The organism is Arthrobacter sp. E44, from assembly GCF_041877125.1.
Lineage (GTDB): Bacteria > Actinomycetota > Actinomycetes > Actinomycetales > Micrococcaceae > Arthrobacter.
In genome coordinates this window covers 26,554-44,675 of the sequence record NZ_JBHDJA010000013.1, presented here as the reverse complement: position 1 = coordinate 44,675, position 18,122 = coordinate 26,554, and the positions used below count along the sequence as shown (strand labels likewise).

Annotated in this window: 18 protein-coding genes; 9 read left to right on the top strand and 9 right to left on the bottom strand. The window is 65.6% G+C overall.

The window, feature by feature from the left end; all coding sequences use genetic code 11:
• Positions 1 to 37: 37 nt before the first annotated feature.
• Genes ACETK3_RS12980 through ACETK3_RS12955 form a run of 6 tightly spaced genes read right to left on the bottom strand, consistent with a single transcriptional unit; the run spans position 38 to position 6,257 of the window.
• Positions 38 to 859, bottom strand: coding sequence for a sugar phosphate isomerase/epimerase (locus ACETK3_RS12980; RefSeq protein WP_237430063.1), 822 nt, complete (start codon positions 857 to 859; stop codon positions 38 to 40).
• The gene (locus ACETK3_RS12975; protein ID WP_236821524.1) at positions 856 to 2,010 is read right to left on the bottom strand and encodes a Gfo/Idh/MocA family protein; all 1,155 of its coding nucleotides are present in this window, start codon (positions 2,008 to 2,010) and stop codon (positions 856 to 858) included. Before ACETK3_RS12975 ends, ACETK3_RS12980 begins: the two co-directional genes overlap by 4 nt.
• 5 nt (positions 2,011 to 2,015) lie before the next feature.
• Entirely contained in the window at positions 2,016 to 3,002 is a 987-nt protein-coding gene (locus ACETK3_RS12970) for an ABC transporter permease (protein WP_236801391.1), read from the bottom strand.
• A 3-nt stretch (positions 3,003 to 3,005) separates the two neighbouring features.
• On the bottom strand, positions 3,006 to 4,514 hold the full coding sequence (locus ACETK3_RS12965) for a sugar ABC transporter ATP-binding protein (protein WP_237430062.1): 1,509 nt from the start codon (positions 4,512 to 4,514) through the stop codon (positions 3,006 to 3,008).
• Positions 4,515 to 4,567: 53 nt separating this feature from the next.
• On the bottom strand, positions 4,568 to 5,728 hold the full coding sequence (locus tag ACETK3_RS12960) for a substrate-binding domain-containing protein (RefSeq protein ID WP_236801389.1): 1,161 nt from the start codon (positions 5,726 to 5,728) through the stop codon (positions 4,568 to 4,570).
• A gap of 46 nt (positions 5,729 to 5,774) precedes the next feature.
• On the bottom strand, positions 5,775 to 6,257 hold the full coding sequence (locus ACETK3_RS12955; protein WP_373993039.1) for a hypothetical protein: 483 nt from the start codon (positions 6,255 to 6,257) through the stop codon (positions 5,775 to 5,777).
• 209 nt (positions 6,258 to 6,466) lie between these two features.
• Here ACETK3_RS12955 and ACETK3_RS12950 point away from each other — a divergent pair, with 209 nt between their 5' ends.
• Together ACETK3_RS12950 and ACETK3_RS12945 are read left to right on the top strand one after the other, a co-directional pair.
• On the top strand, positions 6,467 to 7,534 hold the full coding sequence (locus ACETK3_RS12950; RefSeq protein ID WP_373993038.1) for a LacI family DNA-binding transcriptional regulator: 1,068 nt from the start codon (positions 6,467 to 6,469) through the stop codon (positions 7,532 to 7,534).
• Positions 7,535 to 7,691: 157 nt separating this feature from the next.
• Complete coding sequence (locus ACETK3_RS12945; RefSeq protein ID WP_373993037.1) at positions 7,692 to 8,474, top strand: GntR family transcriptional regulator; 783 nt, start codon at positions 7,692 to 7,694, stop codon at positions 8,472 to 8,474.
• A gap of 4 nt (positions 8,475 to 8,478) precedes the next feature.
• On the opposite strand, the gene ACETK3_RS12940 is transcribed toward ACETK3_RS12945, so the two are convergent.
• Complete coding sequence (locus tag ACETK3_RS12940; protein ID WP_373993036.1) at positions 8,479 to 9,264, bottom strand: IclR family transcriptional regulator; 786 nt, start codon at positions 9,262 to 9,264, stop codon at positions 8,479 to 8,481.
• 169 nt (positions 9,265 to 9,433) lie between these two features.
• On the opposite strand from ACETK3_RS12940, the gene ACETK3_RS12935 reads away from it, so the two are divergent.
• Positions 9,434 to 10,252 (top strand): Asp/Glu racemase, encoded by an 819-nt coding sequence (locus ACETK3_RS12935; RefSeq protein ID WP_373993035.1) that lies wholly within the window; start codon positions 9,434 to 9,436, stop codon positions 10,250 to 10,252.
• Between the two features lie 12 nt (positions 10,253 to 10,264).
• On the top strand, positions 10,265 to 11,647 hold the full coding sequence (locus tag ACETK3_RS12930; RefSeq protein ID WP_373993034.1) for an SLC13 family permease: 1,383 nt from the start codon (positions 10,265 to 10,267) through the stop codon (positions 11,645 to 11,647).
• Positions 11,648 to 11,739: 92 nt separating this feature from the next.
• Here ACETK3_RS12930 and ACETK3_RS12925 read toward each other — a convergent pair whose 3' ends face one another.
• Positions 11,740 to 12,360 carry a flavin reductase family protein gene (locus ACETK3_RS12925; protein WP_373993033.1) on the bottom strand — a complete coding sequence of 207 codons (621 nt, stop codon included), beginning with the start codon at positions 12,358 to 12,360 and terminating at the stop codon, positions 11,740 to 11,742.
• 42 nt (positions 12,361 to 12,402) lie between these two features.
• Here ACETK3_RS12925 and ACETK3_RS12920 point away from each other — a divergent pair, with 42 nt between their 5' ends.
• Positions 12,403 to 13,149: a haloacid dehalogenase type II gene (locus tag ACETK3_RS12920; RefSeq protein ID WP_373993032.1), complete on the top strand. Its 747-nt coding sequence runs from the start codon at positions 12,403 to 12,405 to the stop codon at positions 13,147 to 13,149.
• Positions 13,150 to 13,180: 31 nt separating this feature from the next.
• On the opposite strand, the gene ACETK3_RS12915 is transcribed toward ACETK3_RS12920, so the two are convergent.
• Positions 13,181 to 14,683: a helix-turn-helix domain-containing protein gene (locus ACETK3_RS12915; protein WP_373993031.1), complete on the bottom strand. Its 1,503-nt coding sequence runs from the start codon at positions 14,681 to 14,683 to the stop codon at positions 13,181 to 13,183.
• Between the two features lie 161 nt (positions 14,684 to 14,844).
• On the opposite strand from ACETK3_RS12915, the gene ACETK3_RS12910 reads away from it, so the two are divergent.
• The 4 genes from ACETK3_RS12910 to ACETK3_RS12895 are packed head-to-tail and all read left to right on the top strand — an operon-like array spanning position 14,845 to position 18,106.
• Positions 14,845 to 15,891: an amidohydrolase family protein gene (locus ACETK3_RS12910; protein ID WP_373993030.1), complete on the top strand. Its 1,047-nt coding sequence runs from the start codon at positions 14,845 to 14,847 to the stop codon at positions 15,889 to 15,891.
• Positions 15,888 to 16,709, top strand: coding sequence for an iron-sulfur cluster assembly protein (locus ACETK3_RS12905; RefSeq protein WP_373993029.1), 822 nt, complete (start codon positions 15,888 to 15,890; stop codon positions 16,707 to 16,709). Before ACETK3_RS12910 ends, ACETK3_RS12905 begins: the two co-directional genes overlap by 4 nt.
• The gene (locus ACETK3_RS12900) at positions 16,706 to 17,740 is read left to right on the top strand and encodes an NAD(P)-dependent alcohol dehydrogenase (RefSeq protein ID WP_373993028.1); all 1,035 of its coding nucleotides are present in this window, start codon (positions 16,706 to 16,708) and stop codon (positions 17,738 to 17,740) included. The genes ACETK3_RS12905 and ACETK3_RS12900 overlap by 4 nt, the downstream gene beginning before the upstream one ends.
• Positions 17,741 to 17,788: 48 nt before the next feature.
• Positions 17,789 to 18,106: a putative quinol monooxygenase gene (locus ACETK3_RS12895; RefSeq protein WP_373993027.1), complete on the top strand. Its 318-nt coding sequence runs from the start codon at positions 17,789 to 17,791 to the stop codon at positions 18,104 to 18,106.
• The last annotated feature ends 16 nt before the right edge of the window (positions 18,107 to 18,122 follow it).

The following is an 18,122-nucleotide window of genomic DNA, read 5'->3' as shown; positions in this document are numbered from 1 at the left end:
GCAGTTGCCGTCTGTGGCAGTCCCCGCGGTTGAAAAATTAGTGAGAGAGGAGCTTTTCGAGGTACTTCTTGCTGAGGGCCGCGGCTTCCCGGGGGTCACCGTCGTAGTTGTCGAGTTCGACCATGAGCCAGCTGTCATAGCCGCTCTCGCGGATGGCTGCGATGATGTCGGGGAAGTCGAGCCCGCCCTGTCCAAGCGGCAGGAAATTGAAAGGGTCCTTCTGGAAGTCCTTGAGGTGGACGTGCCGGATCCTGTCGGGGTACTTCCGGATCACTGCGGCCGGGTCCGCTCCGCCGGCTGCAAGGTGTGCGGTGTCCGGGCAGAAGCCGATCCGGGTGAGCGGCATGAGCCTGTCCAGTTCCTCCGGGCTTTCGACAATGGTGCTTAGGTGCGGGTGATAGCTTGCCGACAGGCCGAAGCTTTCCGCGATGTCCGTCACGCTGTCCAGAGCCTCGCCGAGGCGGTGGTAGTCCTCGTCAGTGGTTCCGGCGGCGCGGCGTGCCCCGCCTCCCACTACCAGCCGTTCTGCTCCAAAGTTGGCAGCCAGTTCGGCGGCACGGTGGATCCGGTGCAGTTCGTCGGGAAGGATGTCAGCGTAGATGAAGTTCGCGCCGGTATAGACACTGGTCAGCTCGACGTTGTTGCTGCTGAGGATCTCTCTAAGTTCTTCGGGCTTGTCGGCGTATTCGGCCAGGTTGCCGTCGAACATCTCCACGCCCTGATAGCCAACGGAGGCGATGTCCTGGACCGCTTGCTGCATGGACCCGTGGGTCATGTAGAAAAGGTCCTTCACGCTCGTCACACCTTGCGGGTGGCCGACGACGCCGCCCCAGGTGATGGAACAGTAACCGAGTTTCATTGCTTCTGCCTTTCAGCTGCGGGGGAAGAGGTGAGTGATCCGGTGAGGTTGTCCGTTTGCGGAACCTCGACCCAGGTCTGGTGCGCGGCCGAGGTTACGACTGCATCCGTAAGGAGGGCTGCCCGTAGGCCGTCCCGGAAGGTGGGCATGCCGTCCGGTTCCTGGCCGTGGACGGCCGCATACACGTCCGCGACGAACGCGTTGAAGCTGTCCTGGTAACCCTGGGGGTGGCCCGGGGGAAGTTTGGCGTAGCGCCGGCCGCCCGGCGTCGTGAGTGTTTGCGGGCCGACCGGGATCTCGGAACTTGAGTCGCTGCGGCCGACGTGCAGGGTGTCGGGCCGTTCCTGGTTGAAGCTGAATGACGCTTCGGTTCCGTCGAAGGAGAACCAGAGTCGGTTCTTCCTGCCGGGACTGACTTGGCTGACCACCACGGAGCCGGTGGCACCCTTGTCCGTCTCGAACAGGAGCGTGGCGCCGTCCTCGGTAGCGACGGAGGACAACCGGCCGCCGGTTTCGCGTTCGTCGTATGCCCTGCTGGTCTGGGCCACAAGCCTGGTGATTCTGTGTCCGGTGGTGAACTCCATCAGGTCACACCAGTGGACGCCGATGTCGCCGAACGCCCTGGACGCTCCGCCGATCGTTGAATCGACCCGCCAGTTCGTGGCTTCCGCGCCGGCCAGCCAGTCCTGCAGGTAGGAGCCGTGCAGGAGCCAAAGCCGGCCGGCGTCGCCGCGCTGGATGCGGTCGCGGGCCTCGCGGACGGCCGGATAGAACCGGTAGACGAAGGGCACGCCGGTGACGACCCCGGCCTGCGCCGCCAGGGTTGTCAGTTCCAACGCGTCCCCAACGTTCGTGGCCAGTGGCTTTTCGCAGATGACTGCTTTTCCTGCCGCAATGGCCTTGCGGGCAAGGTCGGCGTGGGTGGCGTTCGGGGTGCAGATATGGATGACATCTACATCTGCCCGTGCGATCAGTGCTTCGGGCGATTCGGCTGCGGTTCGGGCGCCGAGAGCGGGTGCTGCGGCTTCGGCGGAAGCCTGGCTGCTCCCGGCGACTGCGACAACCTCACCGCCTGCTGCGCGGACCGCATGGGCGTGGACAGAGCCCATGAATCCTGTTCCGATGATTCCGGCCCGTAGCTGGGAAGTCACGGGTGCTACTTCTTCCGGGCGAGGGCGACGGCCAGGATGATGATCGCGCCGCGGACCACCTGCTGCTGGCTGCTGTCGAGTCCGGCGAGGATCAGCCCGTTGTTGATCAGGCCGATCAGAAGGGCACCGAAGAGTGTGCCGATGATGGAGCCGAACCCGCCGAAGAGGCTGGTTCCACCCAGGATGACGGCGGCGATGGCGGAGAGTTCGTCTCCGGCTCCCCACTGGAACCGTCCGGACTGCAGCCGGCCCGCGTAGAGCATGCCGGCGACGCTTGCCACCATGCCCGAGATGAGGAGCACCTGGAACTTAATGCGCTTGGTATTGATGCCGGTGAACTCCGCGGCGTTGCGGTTGCCTCCTGTGGCCAGGACCTGGCGGCCGAACCTGGTGCGGTTCAGCACGACGGCGCCGATGGCCACGAAGATGGCGCTCCAAACCACCAGGCCCGGAACAGGACCGAAGTTGCCGGATCCAAACACGATGTTGAACGTGTCGTTGAGGATGGGCTGGGGCGCCGACGCCGTGATCCACTGGGCAACGCCGACGGCTATGCCCAGCATGCCCAGTGTCACCAGGAAGGACGGGATGCCCAGGAGGCTGACCAGGGCGCCGTTGATCGATCCGACGACGAGACCGACAGCGAGGCCGGCGAGGATGCCGGGCACCAGGCCCCACTGGGAGAGCGCCATCGCAGTGCACACACTGGACAGGCCCGCCACGGATCCGACGCTCAGGTCGATTTCTGCGCACGCGATCACGTACGTCATACCGACGGCGATGACGGTGATGGTGGCGGTCTGCCGGAAGATGTTCAGCAGGTTGTTCGGCGACAGGAAGCCCTGGTCGCGGAGCAGAACGGCGAAGAAGAGGAAGACAACGACGAAGCCGATGTAGATGACGTAGCGCCGCCAGTCCAGTTCCTTGAGGATAGTGCCGAAATTACGGGGTGCCGCGGTATCCCGCGGCGCGATGGTGTTTGCCTTGCTCACTTTTCAGACTCCCTGCACTGCAAGTTGGAGATACTCCTCGTCAGCAATCTCGCTGCGGGGGATATCGCGGATGATGGAGCCGTCCTTAAGGACGAGGACGCGGTCGCTGACCGCGAGTAGTTCGGGGTACTCGGAGGAGATGACAATGACGGCCTTGCCCGCACTTGCCAGCTCACGGATCATGTCGAGGATTTCGCTTTTGGTGCCGATGTCGACGCCGGCCGTGGGCTCGTCAAGGATCAGGATGTCCGGATCGGTGCCCAGCCACTTGGCGATGACCACTTTCTGCTGGTTGCCGCCCGAGAGAAGCCGCACCGGGCGGTGGGGATGGGCTACCTTCACAGCGAACCTCTTGATCAGTGACGAGGACAATTCCTTCCCCTTCGCGCCGTCCAGGAGGGGTCCCCGCTGGATCTGGCCGAGGAGGGGAAGCAGCAGGTTGTCCTGGACGGAGTGCTCCAACACCAGGCCCTGGGCCCTGCGGTCTTCCGGGATAAGGGCAACTCCAGCGTTGATGGCCTGCTGCGGAGACCCAAGGTTGACCTTTTTGCCCCGCAGGAGGACTTCACCGCTGTCCAGCTTGTCAATGCCAAAGAGAGCACGGGCGAGCTCGGTTCGTCCGCTGCCCATCAGCCCTGCCAGGCCGAGGATTTCGCCAGGCCGGAGCGCGAACGAAACGTCCCGCACCCGCTGCCCCGCGTTAAGCCCCCGGACTTCCAGCAGCGGCGCCCCGTCGTGGGCCACATGGTCACGCGCACGATAGGAAAGCTGGCCCTCGATCTTCTTGCCGACGATGCCTTCCACGATCTGTTCGGGGGTGACGTCCGTCAGCGGCGCGGTAAGGAGGTGGCGGCCGTCGCGGAGGATGGTGATCCGATCCGCGAGCCTGTACACCTCGTCCATGCGGTGGGAAATGTAGATGATTGAGATGCCACGCTCTTTGAGGCGGTCGATCAGTTCGAAGAGCGCTTCGGACTCATGCCGGGCAAGGCTGGCGGTGGGCTCATCCATAATGAGCACCTGGGCATTCTGGGCGAGTGCCTTGGCGATCTCCGTCAGTTGCCAGTATGCGGTGCCTAAGCGTGCGACCCCGGCGCGCGGGTCGACGTCGACTTCCATCTCACTGAAAACTTCCTTGGCACGGCGCACCGCAGCACGATCGTCGATGAGCCCGCCCTTGCCGAGCGGTTCGGCGGCGAGGAAAATGTTCTGCGCAACGGTCAGGCTCGGTACCAGGCTGAACTCCTGGAAGACCATTCCGATCCCGGCGGCCTTCGCGTCCTGGATCGAGTTGATGGCGGTCGGCTTGCCTCCAATAAGGATTGTGCCGGCGTCTGCCTGGTACACGCCCTGGAGGATCTTCATGAGCGTGGACTTCCCGGCGCCGTTGCCGCCCGCCAGCGCGTGGACCTCACCCTTGCGGACATCGAAACTGACGTCTTTCAATACGGGAACGCCGTTGAAGCTCTTTGATATTGAGCGCATCTCGACGACATTGTCTGCGGTATTCATCGTTGCCCTTTCGGCGCGGTGCGGGGGCGGACCCCCGCACCGCCGGTTCTTGCCTACTTCTTGTAGGAGTCCTGGATGTCCTTCGGGGCGTCCTCGTGGTAGACCTGCTTCCACGCATCCAGGACGTTGGAGTGGTCAACCGGAAGGGCGCTCAGCGCCACATAAGCGGGTGCTTTCTTGCCGATGAGCGCCCCGGCGGCCAGCCGCGCTTCCGTGACACCCTGGTCGAACGGAACCTGCGCTCCAAGGCCGACGACGAGTTCGTCCTTGGCAAGGGCAATGGCCACGTTCTTGCCAAGGTCTTCCGTGGCAATCTTCAGGTCAGGCCGGCCGGCGGCCCGGGCGGCAGCCATGACACCTTCTGCAGGAACGTCCCAGACCGCCCAGATTCCGGACAGGTCGGCGTACTTGCTGAGCATGGCGTTCGCAGCTGCCTGGGCATCTCCAGCGAAGTCAGGGCCGGCGATTCCCTTTTCCTCGACGATCTTGATGTCCGGGTATTCCTTCGTAATCGTTTCTTTGAATCCCTGGTAGCGCTGCTTGGTAACGAAGAAGTCGGCCTGGTGGAAGACAAGCCCGATCTTCCCCTTGCCACCGAGCGCCTTAGCCATTTGGTGGGCGGAGACGACGCCGTTGCCGTAGTTGTCGGCAGAAACAACAGAGACATAGTCCTGGCCGGCGGTCAGTCCCTGGGGGACGTTGTCCATGAAGACGAGCTTGGTGCCGGCAGCCGCGGCTTTCTTGTAGGCGGAGGCCGTAGCCACGGGATCCGTGGGGATCGAGACGATGACGTTCGGGTTCTGCGACATGACCGTCTCGATGTCCGAGACCTGCTTGTCCGGCTTGAAGTTCGCGTCGGTGGTGGCGATGACTTTGATGCCGAGCTTTTCAAACTCGGACTTTAGGCCGTTGATCTGGGCGTTGGCCCAGTCGTTGCCGCCGTAGTGCATCACAATGGCTGCCTTGGCGTTGAGCGCCTTGACCTTTTGGATCTCGTCCGGAGTGAGGTCTGCTGCGGACGCCGGCGAGGGCGTCTCGCCGTTGGGCCCCTTGCTCAGGACCTGTCCCTTGATCTGGTCAAGGGCCTGCTGGGCCTTGCTGGACACACCGGCGTCGGGAGCGTTGGACGTGGCCGTGGTCGAACTGCTGCAGGACGCGACCGAAAGGGACAGGACTGCGGCAAGGGCCACGAGGGGAAGCCTGCGGATCATCATTGTTCTCCAGTGCTTGGGGTGGGTGGGGGTGGATGCCTGGGATGGTTCAGGCGAGGGCTATAGCCAGGGCCGGCGGAACCGGGGACAGGACGAGCCCGCCGGAGGCCGAGGCTGTGCGGACGGCAGTGGCCTTGTCTGAAGCTGCCAGCAGCGCCTCTGCGTGTATTTTGTCGACGAAGAAGCCCAGGGAACACGGTCCGTGGTGGGCTTGAACCCACTTCACCGCTTCGTTGGCCGCCTTCGTCATGTCTTCGCCCGCTTCCCGGACCGGGCCGGGGATGGTGGACGCGGACGCGGGTTTGCCCGAATTATCGACGGAGACCACCAGGCTTGCCCAAAGGCGATCCTCATCGAAGACTCCGACGACTGCCGAAGATCCGGCAGAGACAAAGGTGCGGACAGCAGCTGCCAGATCGCCGGGCGCCGCATCCTCCAGGAGCACTTCGAGATTTGCCCACTGGGTTTGGTCGACATCCCGAAGTCCGGCGTTCGGATCGAGCGCGAGTGCGTGGACGATCTGGTCGGGCATCGCGCTCCCTTTCTTCATTGAAATGTGTTCTGCGTAAACGTTCACGAAGCCTTCGTAAACGTTTACGGACATCATCGTAAACGTTTACGGCGATAGGTGTCAACGGTCACATGGACAGTTACTTCAACGGATACGGGGGTACGGACCGACGTAAGATCGAAAGGCACGGAATCCGGATGGTTCCACCAAGGTGCAAGACAGGAGCGGGCATGGCAGGCACAACTGTTCCCCGTGAGGCGAACGGGAGAATGCCGGAAGCCTCACGGCGCCGGAAGCCCACCATCAACGACGTGGCGAGCATGGCCGGCGTCTCCTTCGGCACGGTCTCGCGGGTCCTCAACGACGCACCGGACGTGAGTGCGGCAACGCGGCAACGGGTCCTGCAGGTGATCAAGGACATCGGGTACCGCAGGAACCGGGCAGCCACGGCGCTCGTCACCAGCCGGTCCACCTCCATCGGCATACTTTCCGACGGCTCCCCGCGGTTCGGCCCGGTGGGGACGCTCATGGCCCTCGAGAACATTGCACGCAGGAAGGGTTACGCCACAACCGTCATCAGCGTTGAGCGGCCCTACGGAGAGTCGGTCCAGGCCGCCCTGGACACCCTGGACGACACCGGCGTGGGGGGAATCATCGTCATCGCCCCCGTGGTGGAGATGGCCGCAGCCGTATGGAATGCCTCGTGCCGTGTACCGGTGGAGATGATCGCGGCAGGAGCATCATCGACTCCCAACGTCTTCTCATACTCAGAGAACCAGGAGTTGGGCGCACGGCTGGCCACCCAGCACCTGATAGACCTGGGCCACACCGACATCGCGCACTTCGCCGGCTCCATGGACTGGTTCGACGGCCGGGTCCGCAAACGCGGGTGGGAAGCCGCGCTGCGCGACGCCGGGCTTACACCAGGGCTGTGCCTCGAAGGCGATTGGAGCCCCCGGTGGGCTTACGAGACCGCGCTCCAACTCGTGCGGGAACAGAAGGTGCCCCAGGCGATCTTCGCCGCCAGCGACCACACGGCTCTCGGGCTGATACGGGCCTTCGCGGAAAATGGGATCAAGGTCCCGGACGACGTGAGCGTGGTGGGTTTCGACGACATCGAAGGTTCAGACTATTTCCTGCCTCCCCTGACCACTGTTCGCCAGGACTTCACGGCGTTAGCGCTCATGAGCATGGAAGTGCTCCTTGGTGCCATGGAAGGGCGGGAGGTGGACCGCACCCCGATCGCGCCCACCCTTGTTGTCCGCGACAGCGCCCGCCAGGCCACCTCCCCCAAGTAGGAGGGGGACGACGGCGGCACCCGCCTCCCGCCGTCGTCCTCCACACGCACTGGTACCAGCAGCGCTAAGACCTGCGGACGCCGCTTGTCCAACAAACGCATCAGACGCTGAAGTAGGCTGGAATCCCAGAAGAAACCAACCAAAAGCGAGGCTAAACGTGCACCAGGACGCCGTCCGGTTCCTGTCCCAGCCGGTGGCCGCCCAGCCCGGCGCGCCGCTGCGCGTGGCGGTGTACTCGCGCATCGCCGAAGCCATCCGCAACGGCCTCCTCACGCCCGGCTCCATGATCCCCACCGAAACCGAACTCGGCACGGACATGAAGGTCAGCCGCACCGTGGTCCGCGAAGCCCTCATGCTGCTCGAGGAGGACGGCCTGATCAGGGCCAGGCGCGGCGTCGGACGCTTCGTCTCGGACACTCTCCCCCGGATCGGCATCGAACGCATCCAGCCGTTCGAGGACGTCCTCGCCAGCCCCGGCCAGAAGGTGGAGGTCAAGGGCATCCAGGTGGTCCGGCAGGCGGCCTCCGAATTTGTCGCCCCGGGCATCGGCGTCGAGCCGGGCACCGACTGCTGGCTCTGGGAATCCGTCCTGATCCGTGACGGCGAGGCCATCGCCCACCTGCAGGAAAACGTCACCGCCCAGCCGGTCAGCGTCGGCAAGGGTGCCGCCGCGCCCCTTGAGATAGAGGACGACGGCGGCGCCACCCTGCTTGCCGCGCTCACCAAGCAGCTGGGCAGGCTGGCCGGGCCGGGCGAGTGCCAGATCAGCCTCAGCCAGGTGGGCCCCAGCGGGGCGAAGCTGCTGGATCTGCGCCCGTCGGACCCGGTGCTGGTCCTGACGCAGTACGTCCGGAACGCCAACCGGCCCTTCTACCTGGCCAAGTGCCTGGTTTCGGCCCGGGCCGGGCACCTCTCGGTGATGCAGCAGTTCCAGTCCTAGGTGGTCACCCGGCGGCTTGACTGCTGTCGTACCCCAATGCACGGCTGGCCTCCAGTCCCGCCCGGGCCACCACCGGCCCCAGCCGTTCAACGTCGGCAGGCCCGATCCGCTGGGTAGGGAACCCCAGGCCCACGGCACATGCAAGCCGCCCAGTATGGTCGAAAACGGGCGCGCTGATGGAGCCCACGTCCTGGTTGCGTTCCCCGAAGGCCGCAAAGAAACCCTGCTCGCGTGCAACGGCCGCCTGCTGCCTGAGCGTCTCCATTGACACCGGCGTATCGGCCGTAAAGCCCTCGAGCCCCTGCTGGTCCAAGGCGTCCCAGGCTCCGGGGTCGAATGCCAGGAACACCTTGCCCGGGGCGCCTGCGTGCAACGGCATGACCATGCCCACCATGAACGGCCGCATCACAACGTGCCGCGTCTCGGCCACGGCAACGATGGTCCGGAAGGCCCCGTCCCGGACGTACAGGCAGGCAGTTTCGCCGGTTTCGTCGCGCAGCTGCTGCAGGACCGGCTTCACCAGCCGGACCACGTCCAGCCCGAACGTCCCGGGGGTAGCCCAGCGGACCAGGCCGATGCCGATCCGGTACCGGTCGCCGTCGCGGTCCAGGAATCCCTCGCGGAGCATGTTCTGGACCAACCGCTGGCACGTGCTGGACGGCAGCCCGGTTTTGCGGATGATCTGCTGCAGCGTCGGCTCGGGCTCCTCCACGGAAAAGCAGTCCAGAATCTCCGCCACCTTGTGCAGGACCAACAGGGGCGAGGCCCCAGCTCCCGGTTCCTTCGCCACTGTCCGAACACCCTTTCAATCTGTTTCCGCCAGCCTCCAGCTTAGTGAGCAGGGAGCCGTCCCAGCATGTGATCCATTTGACATCCCATCAAAGTGACCCACATCATGGGATTAGAACCCACTTTATGGGTTTACTCGCAAATCCCCAACACAACGACGTGGAGAATCCATGAGCACCCCCGCAATCACCTGTGAAACAGCCCCCGAGCCCAAGCGCCCCGGGATGAGCCGGGTTGGACTGATCGTCCCCAGCTCCAACACCACCATGGAGACCGAACTGCCGGAACTGTTCCGGCGCCAGGCCGAGGCCACCGGCCACAAGTACACCTTCCACTCCGCCCGCGCCGGCATGAAGAAGGTCACCAGGGAAGAACTGCTGGCCATGGTGGGCAAGGCAGCGCAGTGCGCCGAAGCGGTCTCCGACGCCGACGTGGACGTCATCGCCTACGCCTGCCTGGTGGCCGTCATGGCCCAGGGCCCCGAAGCCCACGAGGGCTCCGAAAAGGTCATCGCCGACGCCGCCGCCGGCAACGGACACCCGGCCCCGGTCACCAGCAGCGCCGGCGCCCTGGTCCGGACCCTGCACGAAATCGGTGCCCAGAAGGTCGCCATGATCACCCCCTACATGAAGCCGCTGACCAAGATGGTGGTGGACTACATCGAGGGCTCGGGCATCACGGTGCTGGACGCCATCAGCCTCGAAGTTGCGGACAACCTCGAGGTTGGCTGCCTTGACCCGCAGAACCTGCCCGCACTGGCCCGCAGCCTGCAGCGCGAAGGCGCAGACGCCGTCGTCCTTTCCGCCTGTGTCCAGATGCCTTCGCTCGCCGCGGTCCAGGCAGTGGAGGACGAGCTGGGGCTCCCCGTCATCACGGCGGCCACGGCCACCACGTACGAGATCCTCAAGGCGCTGGGCCACCAGCCCGCCATCACCGGAGCGGGCAGCCTGCTGTCCGGCGCCGGCGTCCCCGCCCCGGCGAACGCATAGGCGGCGGGCACCATGTCGCTCTCACTCATAGCGTTCCTGGTGCTGGTGGCGGCCTTCGCCGTCGGTTCCTTCACCAAGATCAACGCCGGGCTGCTGGCCACGGTCGCCGCGTTCGGCGTGGGCACCCTCCTGGCCGGGATGTCCATCAAGGATGTCATCGGACAGTTCCCCGCCGGACTGTTCTTCATCCTGGTGGGCGCCACCCTGCTCTTCGCTATCGTGCGGATCAACGGCACCATCGACCTGCTCGCGTATTGGGCGGAACGGCTCGCCGGCGACCGGAAAATCCTGGTCCCTATCCTGATGTTCCTGCTGACCGCAGCCCTGGCTTCCGCCGGCGCCTTCACGCCGGCCGCCATCGCCATCGTCGCCCCGGTGGGCCTGGCACTGGGCGCGCGGTTCGGCATCAGCACCCTGGCTATGGGCCTGGTCATCGTCCAGGGCGCGAACGCCGGCGCGTTCTCTCCCGTTAACCCCTTCGGCGTCCTGGGCAACAAAATGCTGGACGGTGCCGGCGCTTCTGGCGATTCCTTCAAGCTCTATGCGTACTGCTTTATCTTCAACGCCATCCTGGCCGTGATCGCCTACGCCCTGGTGCAGGCCATCATGAAGCGCCGGGCAGCCAGGGCGGAGGCGCGTCAGGCGGACGGCGGCAATGCCATGAAGAACGACGACGGCGCTGACGCCCCCTCAGGTGGCAGTGTTTCGGGTCCCGGCGGCGCCGGAACGGCCGTCCTCACCGCACCGGCACAGACCATTGCGGCCACCGGAACCAAAACCGGCCCGGTGAAGGTGGCCGCAACCCCCATGCGTATCCTCACGCTGGCGGGCATCGCTTCCCTGCTGGTGCTCACCACCGTCCTGGGACTTGATGTGGGAGTGGCCTCGCTGGTGATCGCCGCGGTCCTGATCGTCCTGGACTCCAACGTGCAGAAGCCGGCGGTGGAAAGCATGCCGTGGTCGGCCATCATCCTGGTCACCGGCATCGTCACCTACGTGGGCATGCTGGAGAAGATGGGTGCGCTGAAGGAGCTCCAGGAAGGCATCGCAGGCCTGGGCAACAGCTCCCTCGCTGCGCTGATCGCCAGCTACGTGGTGGCCATCGTGTCAGCGTTCGCCTCCACCACCGGAACCCTCGGTGTCATCAGCCCCGTGGTCGTGCCCATCGCCATGGACCCGCTGCTCACCCCCGTGGGAGTGGTGACGGCCATCGCCATCAGCTCCTCCGTGGTTGACGTCAGCCCCATGTCCACCAGCGGGGCCCTGCTGATGGCGAGCGCCCAGCCCAAGGACGAGCGGATGTTCTTCCGTGCCCTGCTGCTATGGGCCATCGCGATGATCGGTGTGGTGCCGCTCCTCGTCTGGTTCGTCTTCGTCCAGCTCGGCCTCGGCTAAGAGCCCCGGGCGGACAAGGGAAAGGGACGTCCTCGCCGGGCGTCCCTTTCCTTTGTCTTTCCCCTTGCACGGGCAGGGCGGGCCGGCCGGCCCTAGTCCTTGGGCCGGAAGTCGCCCGGCCAGTCCTTCAGCCGGATCCGGCCGAGGTCCTGGATTTCGCCGAGGGTACCCCACTCATCCAGGCCCAGCCGGGCCAGTGGCTCCAGCAGATCGATGCGCGGGTGGCTGCCGTCCAGCACTTCTTCGCTCACGGCGGCATGGGTGACTTCGCCGAAAACCAGGGTCGAGTCCCCTATCGGCAGCACGGAGTGGAGACGGCATTCAAGCACCGCCGGTGATTCCTTGACCCGGGGCGCGGCCACGGTGAGGCTCGGCTCCCGGGTCAGGCCGGCGGCGTCGAACTCGCTGGTCTCCGGCGGGAAGTTGGTGCCGGTGGCGTTGACCTCTTCCAGGAGTGCGGCCGGGGCCAGGTTGACCACGAATTCGCCGGACGCGGTGATGTTGCGGAGCGAATCCTTCTCCCCCACCGACGTGAACTGCACGATGGGCGGATTGGTTGACGCTACGGTGAAGAAGGAGTGCGGGGCCACGTTGTCGATGCCTTCCGGGGAGACACTCGAAACCCACGCGATGGGCCGGGGCACCACCACAGCGGTGAGCAGCCGGTAGAAATCACGGGCGGACGTCGCTGAGGGACTGAAATCAGTTCGCATGCTGCCAGACTAACCGGCGCCGCAGACAGGAAGGACACGCACATGAGTTTCCAGCCGTACCGTTCACCCTCAACCGGGCGCCAGGTGCACGCCGTCCTCTTCGACACCTTCGGGACCGTGGTGGACTGGCGCACGGGTGTGGCAAGGGAGGTGGCAGCTTTCGCGGCAGCACACGCGCATACGCTCGACGCCGAGGCCTTCGCCGACCACTGGCGGGCCCTCTACCAGCCAGCCATGGAAGCCATCCGCTCCGGAAAGCGCAGCTTCACCAAGCTGGACACCCTCCACCGCGAAAACCTTGACGAGGCACTCCGCCGGCACGGCATCGAACCGGCACCGGTGCCCAGGGAAAACCTGGAGGAGCTGAACAAATCCTGGCACCGGCTGCCGGCGTGGCCGGACAGCGTGGAGGGCCTCGCTGCAATCCGCCGCCACTACATCGTGGGCCCGCTATCCAATGGCAACACCTCACTGTTGCTGGACATGGCCAGGAACGCCGGCCTGCCGTGGGATGTGATCATCGGTTCGGACATGACGGGCACCTACAAGCCGTTGCCCCAGGCCTACCTCCGGACAACGGAGTTCCTGGACCTTGAGCCGGGTGAGGTAATGCTGGCGGCGGCCCATAACAATGACCTGCGGGCGGCGCGCGCCGCCGGGCTGGCCACGGCGTTCATCGCCCGCCCCACCGAACACGGCCCCGGCCAGACGGCGGACCTGGCCCCTCAAGGTGACTGGGACCTCGTAGCGTCGAGCATTACGGAACTGGCGGAGCTGCTCGGGGCCTGAACGCGCCTTGGCAAGGGGCCCCGGATCAGGCCTACTTCGGCGCGGTAATTCCGAGGCGGGCCATCCGGCGGTAAATGGTGGCCCTGCTCAGTCCCAGTTCGTTGGCGGCCGCGGCCACCGTGATGCCGGGCCGGGAAAGGCACCGGATGATCTCGTCCCTCTCGACGGCCTCGATCCGGGTGAGGTGTGGCCCGGCACGTCCCACGAGCCGGGAGGGCAGATGCCGCACATCGATGATTTCCGTCCGCATGGCCGCGTCATTGACCATGGTGAAAAGTTCGTCCACGTTGCCTGGCCACCCGTAGCCGGTCAGGGCGTGTTCGGCAGCGGCCGTGAAATCCACTTCACGCATACGCGTTTGCCGGGCGGCGTACCTGGCCAGGGGCATTACATCGGCAGGTCGCTCGCGCAGGGCAGGCACCGGCACCACGGTTTCCACCGAGGCGGCCAGCGGCTGCGGGACGGCGCCCAGGTCCTCCGCGGTCATGGCCCAGGTGATGGAGGCTGGGCTTCCGGCCGGTGCAGGCAGTGTTTGAACCGCGGCGGCAGCCCGGGTGCTCAACTCCTGCGCTGCCCAGGCGGGCAGGAGGTCAACGTTTTCGACGATCACGGCGGTATCGGGCTTGGCCAGCTCGGGCGTCCAGAGCGACAACCACGCCTCCACGTCCTCAGGCTCCGGAGCTGCTGCACACAGGATGCGGCTCCCGGGGCGCGCCTGTCGGATAGCCTGCCCCAGCAAGGTGGCGCGCCCGGAGCCTGGTTCTCCGACGGCGGCCACGACTCTGTTTGTCGCAAGGGCCAAGGCCGCACGGTCCAGTGCCTCCGTCCAGTCCGGGGACATGGCGCGCAGCGTTCCCGCACCCGGCTCAACCCGGCCCCGCTGGACCCGGAAGACGCCGCCCTTGGGTCCCGCTTTCGGCCTGTGGCCACCCGACTTTGCGAGCATGAGGGCAGCGGTATTGCTCGCTGCCGACTGGGCCAGAGCCAAGAGCAACTCGGGAGACGACTTGGACCAGGTGGTGATGTTCACGCTGCCCTCGAGGCGTCCACTGAGGGGATCGATCACCGGCACGGCAGCGCAGGTGTACGTCCGGAGGCTTGCGCTGAAGTGTTCCTCGGCACGAACCAGGCTCGGCGTCCGGTCCGCAAGCGCCATACCCAGCCCGCTGGTTCCCGCTTCCCGCTCGGAAAACGCGAAACCGGGAGCCAGATGGACCTTGTCGAGCGCCCGCAGCAGTGAGGTGTCGCCGCTGAACCGGTTGAGGACCAGCCCGTTGGCGTCGGTGAGCATCAGGCTCAGTGGCTCGTTGGCCAGCGTTTGATGCAGGCTGGTGAGCACCTCCTGGCCGCACTGGTAGAACAGCGAGTCACCGGCCACGGACCCGGCCCAGACGGGATCGATGGCCTCGGCCGAGACGCCGTATTCTTCACTGCGCTGCCATGAGGCGAGAAGGCGTCTTGAGACAGTAGTCATCATGCCTTCCGGCCCGCCGGCCTGTGGCCGCGGGACGGGAACGTTCTGGTCCGGCACCATCGCCGCCCTCCTTGTCCTGGTCATTCGAGATTACGGCGTGGTGCTTCGAAAGGCGATGCCACCCTGTCTCAAAATGAGACACCGGCCACAGGTTGACAGGTGCCTTTTGGCCATAGCGTCGTCTCTGTCGCGACTATGGCAGTCGCGGGGAGGAGAACGATATGTACAGCAAAGACGGCGAGAACTACTTCATCGTCGACGCGCACGTCGCGTTGTGGGACGCCCGCCCGGAGAACCAGCGGAATATCCAGGGTAAGCAGTTCATTGATTGCTTCTACGACTACCACCGCAACCTCGGTCCCGAGGAGGAACACTGGTCCTACGAGGAATTCCTTTACCAGGGCGGCGAACGCCTCATGAAGGACCTGTTCCAGGACGGCTACGTGGACCACGCGATCTTCCAGCCGGCCTACCTTGGCGCGTTCTACAAGAACGGCTTCGCGCAGGTGGAGGAAGCCTATGGACTCGCCGCCGCGCACCCGGACAAGCTCACGTACAACCACTGCTATGACCCCCGTGAGGGTGAGGCAGGCCTTGACCGGCTCCGCGCCGACCACGAGAAGATGAAGTTCAAGGGGGTCAAGCTCTACACCGCCGAATGGCGCGGCGAATCCCGTGGGTACAAGCTCTCCGATCCCTGGTCCTACCGGTATTTCGAGGAGTGCCGCAAGCTCGGCATCAAGAACATCCACATCCACAAGGGCCCCACCGTCCGCCCGCTGGACCGGGACGCATTCGACGTTGCCGACGTCGACCATGCCGCCTCCGACTTCACCGACCTGAACTTTGTGGTGGAGCACGTCGGCCTGCCCCGGCTGGAAGACTTTTGCTGGATCGCCACCCAGGAACCCAACGTCCACGGCGGCCTCGCCGTCGCGATCCCGTTCATGCACACCCGGCCGCGGTACTTCGCCCAGATCATGGGCGAGCTCATCTACTGGATTGGCGAGGACCGCATCCAGTTCTCCAGCGACTACGCCATCTGGTCACCCCGCTGGCTGATCGAGCGGTTCGTTGACTTCCAGATCCCCGAAGACATGACCGAATACGCCCCGCTCACCGTGAACCAGAAGAAGAAGATCCTGGGACTGAACGCGGCCAAAATGTACGACATCCCGGTGCCCGCAGAGCTCCAGCTCCCCAACGCGGACGAGACCAAGACGGGACCGCGGCAGCCGGAACGGGCGGACCTGGCAGGCGCGGCATGACGGCGGCACTGACGGAGCGTACGCTCCGGTACCGGGACACGTCGGTGACAGCAGAGGACGTCCGGCAGGCGCTGGCGGCCGTCCTGGATCCCGAACTGGACGAGCCCATCACGGATCTGGGCTTCGTCCGTTCCCTCCAGATCACCGGCTCCCCGGCGGGCGCGACAGTGGTGCTGCACCTGCGGCTGCCCACATCTTTCTGCTCGCCGAACTTCGCCTACCTGATGGCGTCCGACAGCAAGGACGTGGTCTCGGCGCTCCCCGGGGTGGCGGCGGTGATGGTTGAGCTCGATGACCACCACGACTCCGCACTGATCAACGCGGGCCTTGCAGCTGATGCCGGATACCGCGGCACCTTCGGCCATGAAGCCGAGCACAGTCTGGAGGAGCTGCGGTGGACGTTCCGCCGCAAGGCGCACACCGCCGCGATGGAGCGCTGCCTCACGGAGCTGTTGCGGGCAGATCCCACGCTGGCGGAAGAGAGCGTGGGGACGGTGCGGCTGGGTGACCTGCCGGCCGGCCGGACCAAGGACGCTTTAGTACGACGGCGGACGGCGCTTGGGCTGCCGACGGAACCTGCCGCCGTCGTCCTCGTAGACCATGACGGCACGCCCTACGCGCCCGGCAACGTGCCGATGGCGCTGCGGCGGGCGCGCTCCACCCGCATTTCCATCGACGGCAATGCGCACTTCTGCCGCGGCCTGCTGCGGACACGCTACGCCGGCTCCGGCGTCGACCAGACAGACCGGCCCGAGGGAGCCGAGCCTGCCGACCAACACCACCTGCTTCCGTTCACAGTCAAGGAGATCCACCCATGAACACCATGCGAGCCGTCCAGGTGGTCGGCTACCACGAAGGCCTGAAGATGACCGAGGCGCCCATTCCGGAAGTGGCCGGGGCTTGGGACGTCGTGGTCAGGATCGGCGGAGCCGGCGTGTGCCGGACGGACCTGCACATCCTCGAGGGCCAGTGGGCCGAAAAGTCCCAGGTGCAGCTGCCCTACACCATCGGCCACGAGAACGCGGGGTGGGTGCACGCCGTGGGCAGCGCGGTCACCAACGTCAAGGAGGGCGACAAGGTGATCCTGCACCCGCTGATCACCTGCGGCCTGTGCCGCGCCTGCCGCTCCGGCGACGACGTGCACTGCGAGAGCAGCAAGTTCCCGGGCATCGACACGCACGGCGGGTACGCCGAATACCTCCTCACCTCTGCCCGGTCCGTGGTGAAGATCGACGATTCATTGGAACCTGCGGACGTGGCGGCCCTGGCGGACGCTGGGCTGACGGCCTACCACGCCGCGGCGAAGGCGGCCAAGCGGCTGACGCCGCGGGACAACTGCGTGGTGATCGGCGCCGGCGGGCTGGGCCATATCGGGATCCAAGTGCTGAAGGCCCTCACCCCGAGCCGCATCATCGTGGTGGACCGCAACCCGGCCGCCCTGGAGCTGGCGAAGTCGATCGGGGCCGATGAAGGGGTCCTCGCGGACGGCTCGCAGGTGGAACAGGTGCGGGCCCTCACGGGCGGCAACGGCGCCGAGGTGCTGATCGACTTCGTGGGCGAAGGCGGCGCGACGTCGGAGGGCATTGCGATGCTGCGGGAGGCCGGCGACTACTTCGTGGTGGGCTACGGCGAGGACATCAGCGTGCCCACCATCGACATCATCTCCTCGGAGATCAACATCATCGGCAACCTGGTGGGTTCCTACAACGACCTGCAGGACCTCATGTCGCTCGCCGCCCGCGGGGCCGTCACGCTGCACACCCAGAAGTACAAGCTGGACGATTTCCAGCAGGCCATCAGCGACCTGGACGCCGGCAAGGTCCGGGGCCGCGCCATCCTGGTGCCCTGATACCCGTCTCGGACCAGCCCGCACGAAGCTTTCTGTAGAGGACAACCGATGATCTTCATTACCGCCAAATTCCCGGTGAAGCCGGAGCACGCCGACGCGTGGCCGGAGATTTCCGGGGACTTCACTGAGAACACGAACGCCGAGGAGGGCTGCCTGTTCTTCGAATGGGCCCGCTGCCTGGCCGACCCCAACACCTACGTCCTGATCGAGGCGTTCCGCGACGACGAGGCCGGCGGCAAGCACGTGCAGTCGGAGCACTTCAAGCGGGCGACCGCGGAACTGCCGGCGTACCTGGCCCGGACTCCGGACATCGTCAACGTCACGGTGGACGGCTGGTCAAAGCTCGGCGAGCTCGCGGTCGAGTAGCCCGCGCCCCGCCGGC

Coding starts and splice junctions, on each gene's coding strand:
- ACETK3_RS12915 (WP_373993031.1), bottom strand. CDS start 14,683: ATGGTGCCGGACCAGAACGTTCCCGTCCCGCGGCCACAGGCCGGCGGG.
- ACETK3_RS12900 (WP_373993028.1), top strand. CDS start 16,706: ATGAACACCATGCGAGCCGTCCAGGTGGTCGGCTACCACGAAGGCCTG.
- ACETK3_RS12895 (WP_373993027.1), top strand. CDS start 17,789: ATGATCTTCATTACCGCCAAATTCCCGGTGAAGCCGGAGCACGCCGAC.
- ACETK3_RS12920 (WP_373993032.1), top strand. CDS start 12,403: ATGAGTTTCCAGCCGTACCGTTCACCCTCAACCGGGCGCCAGGTGCAC.
- ACETK3_RS12935 (WP_373993035.1), top strand. CDS start 9,434: ATGAGCACCCCCGCAATCACCTGTGAAACAGCCCCCGAGCCCAAGCGC.
- ACETK3_RS12965 (WP_237430062.1), bottom strand. CDS start 4,514: ATGAATACCGCAGACAATGTCGTCGAGATGCGCTCAATATCAAAGAGC.
- ACETK3_RS12930 (WP_373993034.1), top strand. CDS start 10,265: ATGTCGCTCTCACTCATAGCGTTCCTGGTGCTGGTGGCGGCCTTCGCC.
- ACETK3_RS12955 (WP_373993039.1), bottom strand. CDS start 6,257: ATGCCCGACCAGATCGTCCACGCACTCGCGCTCGATCCGAACGCCGGA.
- ACETK3_RS12960 (WP_236801389.1), bottom strand. CDS start 5,728: ATGATGATCCGCAGGCTTCCCCTCGTGGCCCTTGCCGCAGTCCTGTCC.
- ACETK3_RS12980 (WP_237430063.1), bottom strand. CDS start 859: ATGAAACTCGGTTACTGTTCCATCACCTGGGGCGGCGTCGTCGGCCAC.
- ACETK3_RS12910 (WP_373993030.1), top strand. CDS start 14,845: ATGTACAGCAAAGACGGCGAGAACTACTTCATCGTCGACGCGCACGTC.
- ACETK3_RS12905 (WP_373993029.1), top strand. CDS start 15,888: ATGACGGCGGCACTGACGGAGCGTACGCTCCGGTACCGGGACACGTCG.
- ACETK3_RS12950 (WP_373993038.1), top strand. CDS start 6,467: ATGGCAGGCACAACTGTTCCCCGTGAGGCGAACGGGAGAATGCCGGAA.
- ACETK3_RS12925 (WP_373993033.1), bottom strand. CDS start 12,360: ATGCGAACTGATTTCAGTCCCTCAGCGACGTCCGCCCGTGATTTCTAC.